The following is a 7,680-nucleotide window of genomic DNA, read 5'->3' as shown; positions in this document are numbered from 1 at the left end:
CCATCGGTGCCGGTGATCGCCACGCAGCCGAAGCCCTTGCGCGAGAGTTCGACGATCGCCTCGCTCATGCCGGTGCCCGACGGCACCAGCGGCAGACGCTCGCCGACATGCATGATCTCGCGCAGCTGCGTAAGATTGGCGCCGAGCTGTCCGCCCGGGTGGAAGGTGCGGAAATGGTCTGGTGTGAAGCCCCGCGCCTCGAGCAGCGCAATGGCCAGCGCATCGCCCGTCACCAGTTGCAGCAGCGCCGATGTCGTCGGCGCAAGCCCGTGCGGACAGGCCTCCGGCGCGGGCGGCAAAAGCAGCACCACGTCGGCTGCGCGCGCCAGCGCCGAGGTCTCGCCGGACGTGATGGCGATAAGCGGGATCGCAAATCGCTTTGCATAGGCGACGATGCCCATCAATTCCTTGCTCTCGCCCGACCACGACATGGCGATGATGGCATCATCCTTGGCGATCATGCCGAGATCGCCATGATTGGCTTCCGCCGGATGGACGAAGAAGGCGGGCGTGCCGGTCGAGGCGAGCGTGGCGGCGATCTTGGAGCCGATATGGCCGCTTTTGCCGACGCCGGTGACGATGACGCGGCCCTCGATGCCCGAAATCAGCTCGACGGCGCGCGCGAATGGCGCGGCCAGCCCGTTCTCGAGCGCGGCGGCAAAAGCAGCCATGCCAGCCTGCTCGGTCGCCACGGTTCTCAGCGCCGAATCGATCGAAGCCTGCCTGTCCGGGCGCTTCTTTTCTGGGGACCCCGCATGCATGGCTGATGCGCTTAGCGCTTTGCCGCCCGCCTGTCCAACAGAAATGGCACCTGATGCAGGTCGCCCAAAAGTGCGCGGCGGTTTTGGGAAACATGCAGAAAGCAAAAAAGCCTGAAGCCCGTCGCCTGCATCCGTTTCCACGCGCCGCGCTCTAGGTTCGATCCAGGTCTTTGCCCGTGGCCCAATATCCAATGGCGCCAGCCCCGAAATCCGGGACACCGAATGCGTGAGAGAACCGCCCGCCTCAACCCTCCGTTAACCATCCCCATTTACGGTTCGGTAAGTATGGCGCGCCTGCGCCGCGCTAGCAGTGGTGACGATGACTGAGGCCCAGCCTGAAACGAAAAGAGGTCGAACGGGCAAGGCCGTCAGCACGCTGCTGCTGGCGGCGAGCGTTCTTGCCTTGCTGCGGCCGATGCCGCTCCAGGCCCAGGAAACCGAACTGCGCGGCGAGGTTTCGGAATCAGCGATCCTGTCGGACCAGCAGCGCAAGGTCAGGCAGATGAGCAGGGCTCGCGCCCAGGATCAGAACACGCCGCAGACTGCGACCGCCGACGCCCCGGCCGACGCCTATTCGCCGGCAAGTTCCGGCGCGGTGCCGGACGATACTGATGCGGCAGCCCCCGACGAAAGCATCTTCGAGCAGCCTGCCGCCACCGACGATCCGTTCGCCGACAACCCAGCTCCGCCCAAGCCGCGCCGGACCCCGACCGCCAGGCAGCGCGCCGACGCCACGGGCAAGATGGCGGACGACAAGGATACGGCTAAAAAGAACAAGACAAACGCCGCCGACAAGAAGAAGACCAAGCAGCAGACCGACGCAACAACGACCAGGGCCACTGCCGACGACACCGGCCTCACCGCAGAGGACCAGGACGGCGCCAACCGCCGCGCGGTCACCGTCGACAGCGTCGACAGGCAGAAGCTCGATCCGGGCGCGGAGCGCACCGCATCGATCGAAGGCCAGAAAAACAAGCCCGAGGACGACCCCTTCGCCGCCACAGGCATCAAGGTCGGCACCTTCGTGTTCAAGCCGACGGTCGAGCAGGGCCTCACCGCGACGTCCAACGCCGATGCCAGTAGCGGCGGCAAATCGGCGCTGCTGTCGGAGACGGCGCTGCGCTTCACCGCTGCGTCCGACTGGCGCGAGAACTCGGCCACAATCGACGGCTACGGCATTTTCCGCAACACGGTCTCGGGCCAGAAGATCAACGATGCGCAAGGCCGCATCGAAGGCCAGCTCAACGTCGACCTCGACAACGAGCTGCGCGCCATCGCCAAGCTCGGCTACGAGGCGGTGCCTGAATCAGCCTCCTCGCCGGATGCCATCGCCGGCGTCACCTCGCAGCCGCTGCGACAGACCGTCGACGGCAGCCTCGCCATCGAGAAGGATGCCGGCAAGATGCGCTACGCGCTGACTGGCGCGATCACGCATGACTTCTTCGGCGACGCCAACCTTGCGGACGGCACCACGCTGTCGCAGAGGGACCGCGCTTCGACGCTCTCCAGCGCCACCTTGCGTACCGGCTACGAGGTTTCACCGGCCATCACGCCTTTTGTCGAGGTGGAGGCCGGGCGTCGGATCTATGATCTGCGCCTCGACAGCAACTTGTACGAACGCTCCTCGACCAGGCTCGGCGCGCGCGCCGGCCTCGAACTCGACATGGACGACAAGCTGTCGGGCGAATTCTCCGTCGGCTGGCTGCGCGAAGCGATCGATGACGACCGTCTGCCGGCCAACGCGGGACCGTACGTCAACGCCGATCTCAAATGGTCGCCCGAGCGCGGCACCATCGTCGGGCTCACGGGCAGGACCACCATCGAGAGCACGACGACGGCTGGGGAAAGTGGCGATGTCCTCTACTCGGGCCGGCTTACCGGTGAGCGGCGGATCCGCGCCAATCTGACGGCGAATTCAGCGCTTGGCCTCGACTGGCGCGACTATACCGGATCCGACGGCCATGACCTGATCTTGAGCGCCGAGGCCGGGCTGACATGGTGGCTCAACCGCTATGCCGGCCTCACCACAAGGGTCAGGACGGAGAAGTTGACCAGCAACCTGCCCGGCCGCGACTATGTCGCCAACAGCGTCTTCCTGGGGCTGAAGGTGCAGCGCTGAGGACGTGCCGGAATTCAGGCCAGGCCGGCCTGAATATCGATACGCCCTAGAATGCGGCGCCGCGCCGCGCCGACGGCTGCACCTCATCCAGCAGCGTGCGGATGACGCCGGCCATGCTGGCATTCATGTCGTTGCGCCACAGCGCGAAGGCGACATTGGCCTCGACGAAGCCTTCCGGCGAGCCGCAATCGAAGGTTCGGCCCCGGTAGTGGTAGCCGTAGAAGGGCTGCCGCTTCTCCAACCTCAGCATCGCGTCGGTGAGCTGGATCTCGTTGCCGGCGCCGCGTTCCTGGCCTTCGAGGATGCCGAAAATCTCCGGCTGCAGGATATAGCGGCCGTTGATGAACAGGTTCGAGGGCGCGGTGCCCGCCTTCGGCTTCTCGACCATGCCGGTGATGCGGAAGCCGTGATGCGTGTCCTCGCCGCGGCCGACGATGCCGTATTTATGCGCTTCGGCCGGATCGCACTCCTGCACCGCGATGATGTTGTTGCCGGTCTCGGCATAGAGCTCGACCATGTCCTTCATGCAGCTCTTTTCCGACTGCATGATCATGTCGGGCAAGAGGAGTGCAAACGGTTCGTCGCCGACCAGTTCGCGCGCGCACCAGACGGCATGGCCAAGCCCCATCGGCACCTGCTGGCGAGTGAAGCTGGTCTGGCCCGGCGCCGGCTGCAGCCGCTGCAGTCGGGCAAGCTGGTCGTCCTTGCCGCGTTGGGCAAGCGTGTTGTAGAGCTCGAACTGGACGTCGAAATGGTCTTCGATGACCGCCTTGTTGCGGCCGGTGACGAAAATGAAATGCTCAATGCCGGCATCCCGCGCTTCATCGACCACATACTGGATGACCGGCCGGTCGACGACCGTCAGCATTTCCTTGGGAATTGCCTTGGTGGCGGGAAGGAACCGCGTGCCGAGACCAGCGACCGGGAAGACTGCCTTGCGAACTCTCTTCATGCTGCCAATTATCCGTTTGATTGCCTGCTCCGCAATCCCGTTCTGAGACATTTTCGCGCCGGAATCGAGACGTAAAGAACACCGGGTTACAAAACTTGCAGTGCGTAAAGCATCGTCGCGTCTTTTCGTTCCCGACCCCACCTATGGTAAACTAAATACTAACCGGGTTCGGCGATGAATGATCTTCCTGACATGAAGAAGGAGGAACAGATGTCCGTTCGCAGCACCGCAAAGCGCCTCGCAAGCGTCGTGACGGCGGCCAGCCTGTCGCTTGCCCTGCTGATGCCCGCGGGACCTGCTTTCGCCGATGCCGGATTCCGGCAATGGGTTGCCAGCTTCCGCGCCACGGCGGTGCAGAGCGGCGTCTCCGGTGCGATCTACGACCAGGCCTTCAGGAACATCACCGATGTCGATCCGGTGGTGCTGGAAAAGGCCCGCACCCAGCCCGAGTTCACGGCACCCGCCTGGGACTATTTCGACAACCGCGTGCACGACCAGTCGGTCGCCGTCGGCCAGCAGATGGCCAGGAAATGGAAGCCGTGGCTGGACAGGATCGAGGCGCGGTTCGGCGTCGACCGCAACATCCTGCTCGCCATCTGGTCGATGGAATCGAACTATGGCGAGATCCTCAAGCGCAACGACATCATGCGCAATGTCATCCGCTCGCTGGCGACACTTGGCTATGCCGACCCGCGGCGTTCGAAATTCGCCCGCACCCAGCTGATCGCGGCGTTGAAGATCCTGCAGAGCGGCGACATCGACGAAAGCCATCTCAGCGGCTCGTGGGCCGGCGCCATGGGCCACACCCAGTTCATACCGACCAGCTACCAGCATTATGCCGTCGACATGGACGGCAACGGCAAGCGCGACATCTGGAACTCGATCCCCGATGCGCTGGCGACGGCCGCCAATCTGCTGAGGAAGAACGGCTGGCAGGCCGGCAAGACCTGGGGCTACGAGGTCGTCCTGCCGGCCGGCAAGCTTCCCGCCGGCTCGAAGACGCTGGCGCAATGGCAGGCGCTTGGCGTCGTCAGGGCCAACGGCAAGCCGTTCAAGAACGGCTCCGACAAGGCGACGCTGAAAGTGCCCGACGGCCGCGGTGGGCCAGCCTTCCTGATGATCAAGAATTTCTCGGTCATCAAGGCCTACAACAACGCCGACAAATACGCGCTCGCCGTGGGCCTTCTTGCCGACGAGATCGCTGGTGGCAGCGGCCTGGTGCAGGACTGGAAACGGCCCTTCACCAAGCTGAGCTTCGAGGAGCGGCAGGAACTGCAGCAACGGCTTTCCGAGCACGGCTACTATGACGGCAAGTTCGACGGCAAGATCGGCGAGGGATCGAAAGCCGCCATCATGGCCTTCCAGGCGAAGGCCGGCTTGACCCAGGATGGCTATCCGAGCATGGAAGTGCTCAAATGGCTCCGCAAGAAATAGGACCGCTTCAGGGACGGAGGAAGTGATTGGTTTCGGCTGGGCGCATACGGGCGATCGTTCGTCGCACGCCGATCCTGATCCTGGCCGTTGGCGTCCTGATGGTGGCCGCGGCCAGCGCCTTCCACACGCCCGCCATGGCGCAGGAGGAGCAGAGCCGCGGCTGGTCGCTGCGTGACTTGCTGTTCCCGCGCCGCAGCGAGCGCATCGAGCCGCCGCTCGACATCCAGAAGGCAAGGCCGAAGGCAAAGACCAGGAAATCCAAGCCGCGCCTCCCGGCAGTGCCACAGACGCCGATCGTCGAGAAGACGCCGGATGCCCGCGTCGTGCTTGTGGTCGGCGATTTCATGGCGAGCGGTCTCGGCGAGGGCCTGGACACCGCCTTCGCCGAAAACGCTGGCGTCAGGATCGCGGTGCGCAGCAACGGCTCTTCCGGCTTCGTGCGCGATGATTTCTACAACTGGCCAGAACAGATCAAAACGCTGATCGAGACCGAGAAACCATCGGTCGTCGTCGTCATGCTCGGCTCCAACGACCGCCAGCAGATGAAAGTCGGCGACGTGCGCGAGCAGCCGCGATCCGAGAACTGGACCAAGGAATATGAGCGCCGCACCGATGCGCTGGGCAAGGCCATTGCGGAGGCCAAGGTGCCGTTCCTGTGGGTCGGCATGCCGGCCTTCCGGTTGCCGAAGATGACTTCGGACATGCTGGCCTTCAACGACATCTACCGCTCGGCCGCCGAAAAGCATGGCGGCGAGTTCGTCGATGTCTGGGACGGTTTCGTCGACGAGAACGGCGCTTTCGTCACCACCGGCCCCGACATCAACGGCCAGGCGGTGCGGCTGCGCTCGGACGACGGCATCAATGTCTCGAAGGCCGGCAAGCGCAAGCTTGCCTTCTACACCGAAAAGTCGCTGGCCAAGATCCTCGGGCTGGCCGCGCCCGGAAGCGTGACAACGGTCTCCGCGCCGGCCGGCGCCCCGGTCGAAGCGCCGGCGCCCAATGCCGCTCCGATCGTGATCGACCGCACCGTGCCGATGCTGCTCGGCGATCCGGCGCTGGACGGCGGCTCCGAGCTTCTCGGCGCGGCGGCGCCCGCCAAGGCGAATCCGAATTTACCTGGCGAGAAACTCGTCATCGAGGGCAAGGCGCCCGCTGCCTCGCCCGGCCGCGCCGACGATTTCTCCTGGCCGCCGAAAACCCAGCCCGCAACGTCAGCCGCGACACCGGATACGACGACGGCTATCAACCCTTAACGAGGTAAAACGCTCGATCCCATCAGCGCCTCGTCGATCGAGCGCGCCGCCTGGCGGCCCTCGCGGATCGCCCACACCACCAGCGACTGGCCACGGCGCACGTCGCCCGCCGCGTAAAGCCTTTCGACGCTGGTCTTGTAGTCGCGGTCATTGGCCTCGACATTCTTCGAGCGGCGGCTGTCGGTGACGATCCTCATCTGTCCGTCCAGCTCGCTCGCCACGCCGGTGGCGGCCGGCCCGGCAAAGCCGATGGCGATGAAGGCGAGATCGGCGCGGATGACGAATTCGGTGCCGGCGATCGGCTTGCGCTTCTCGTCGACCTCACAGCAGCGGACGCCGGTCAGCTGGCCGTCCTCGCCGATGAATTCAAGCGTCGCCACCTGGAATTCGCGCTCGGCGCCCTCGGCCTGCGAGGACGAGGTGCGCATCTTGGTCGCCCAGTAGGGCCAGACGGCGAGCTTGTCTTCCTTCTCCGGCGGCTGCGGGCGGATGTCGAGCTGGGTGACGCGCACCGCGCCTTGGCGGAAGGCGGTGCCGACGCAGTCGGACGCGGTGTCGCCGCCACCGACGACGACGACATGCTGGCCGCTGGCGATGATCGGATGCGAGGGCCACGCCACCGACTGGATCGGCTCGCCGCCGACACGGCGGTTCTGCTGCACCAGATAGGGCATGGCGTCATGCACGCCACCGAGATCGTCGCCCGGGATGTTGGCGGCGCGCGGCGCTTCCGAGCCGCCGCAATAGAGCACCGCGTCATGTTCGGCGAGCAGTTCGGCGACAGGCTTGTCGACGCCGACGTTGACGCCGCAATGGAAGGTCACGCCCTCGCCCTGCATCTGCTCGATGCGGCGGTCGATATAGTGCTTCTCGATCTTGAAGTCCGGGATGCCGTAGCGCATCAGCCCGCCCGGACGACTCTCGCGCTCATAGACGTGCACGTCATGGCCGGCGCGGCCGAGCTGCTGGGCCGCCGCCATGCCGGCCGGGCCGGAGCCGATGACGGCGACGCGCTTGCCGGTCTTCTTCTCCGGCGGATAGGGCCGGATATGGCCGGTCTCGTAGGCCTTGTCGGCGATCGCCTGCTCGACCGTCTTGATGGCGACCGGAATGTCCTCGAGGTTCAGCGTGCAGGCTTCCTCGCACGGCGCCGGGCAGATG

At 65.2% G+C, this 7,680-nt stretch carries 6 protein-coding genes; 3 read left to right on the top strand and 3 right to left on the bottom strand.

What is annotated here, in order from left to right:
• Nucleotides 1-761: KpsF/GutQ family sugar-phosphate isomerase (locus tag EOA33_RS17455; RefSeq protein ID WP_127406162.1), on the bottom strand; the 761-nt coding region annotated here is incomplete at its 3' end.
• Nucleotides 762-1,080: 319 nt separating this feature from the next.
• On the opposite strand from EOA33_RS17455, the gene EOA33_RS17450 reads away from it, so the two are divergent.
• Nucleotides 1,081-2,880, top strand: coding sequence for an outer membrane beta-barrel protein (locus tag EOA33_RS17450; RefSeq protein WP_127406161.1), 1,800 nt, complete (start codon nt 1,081-1,083; stop codon nt 2,878-2,880).
• A 46-nt stretch (nt 2,881-2,926) separates the two neighbouring features.
• On the opposite strand, the gene galU is transcribed toward EOA33_RS17450, so the two are convergent.
• Nucleotides 2,927-3,841 carry a UTP--glucose-1-phosphate uridylyltransferase GalU gene (gene galU / locus EOA33_RS17445; RefSeq protein WP_190234293.1) on the bottom strand — a complete coding sequence of 305 codons (915 nt, stop codon included), beginning with the start codon at nt 3,839-3,841 and terminating at the stop codon, nt 2,927-2,929.
• 201 nt (nt 3,842-4,042) lie between these two features.
• On the opposite strand from galU, the gene EOA33_RS17440 reads away from it, so the two are divergent.
• Both EOA33_RS17440 and EOA33_RS17435 read left to right on the top strand, forming a co-directional pair.
• Nucleotides 4,043-5,266: a lytic murein transglycosylase gene (locus tag EOA33_RS17440; RefSeq protein ID WP_127392013.1), complete on the top strand. Its 1,224-nt coding sequence runs from the start codon at nt 4,043-4,045 to the stop codon at nt 5,264-5,266.
• Between the two features lie 26 nt (nt 5,267-5,292).
• Complete coding sequence (locus tag EOA33_RS17435; protein WP_127406159.1) at nt 5,293-6,519, top strand: DUF459 domain-containing protein; 1,227 nt, start codon at nt 5,293-5,295, stop codon at nt 6,517-6,519.
• Here EOA33_RS17435 and EOA33_RS17430 read toward each other — a convergent pair.
• Nucleotides 6,516-7,680 (bottom strand): glutamate synthase subunit beta (locus tag EOA33_RS17430; RefSeq protein WP_145989176.1); only part of this gene is annotated, 1,165 nt, incomplete at its 5' end. The genes EOA33_RS17435 and EOA33_RS17430 overlap by 4 nt on opposite strands.

The organism is Mesorhizobium sp. M4A.F.Ca.ET.050.02.1.1, assembly GCF_003997725.1.
Classification (GTDB): Bacteria; Pseudomonadota; Alphaproteobacteria; order Rhizobiales; family Rhizobiaceae; genus Mesorhizobium.
This window is presented reverse-complemented; position numbering and strand designations above follow the sequence as displayed.

Bases quoted from the DNA above. Each gene is read 5' to 3' on its own strand.
- EOA33_RS17440 (WP_127392013.1), top strand. From the start codon at position 4,043: ATGTCCGTTCGCAGCACCGCAAAGCGCCTCGCAAGCGTCGTGACGGCG.
- EOA33_RS17450 (WP_127406161.1), top strand. From the start codon at position 1,081: ATGACTGAGGCCCAGCCTGAAACGAAAAGAGGTCGAACGGGCAAGGCC.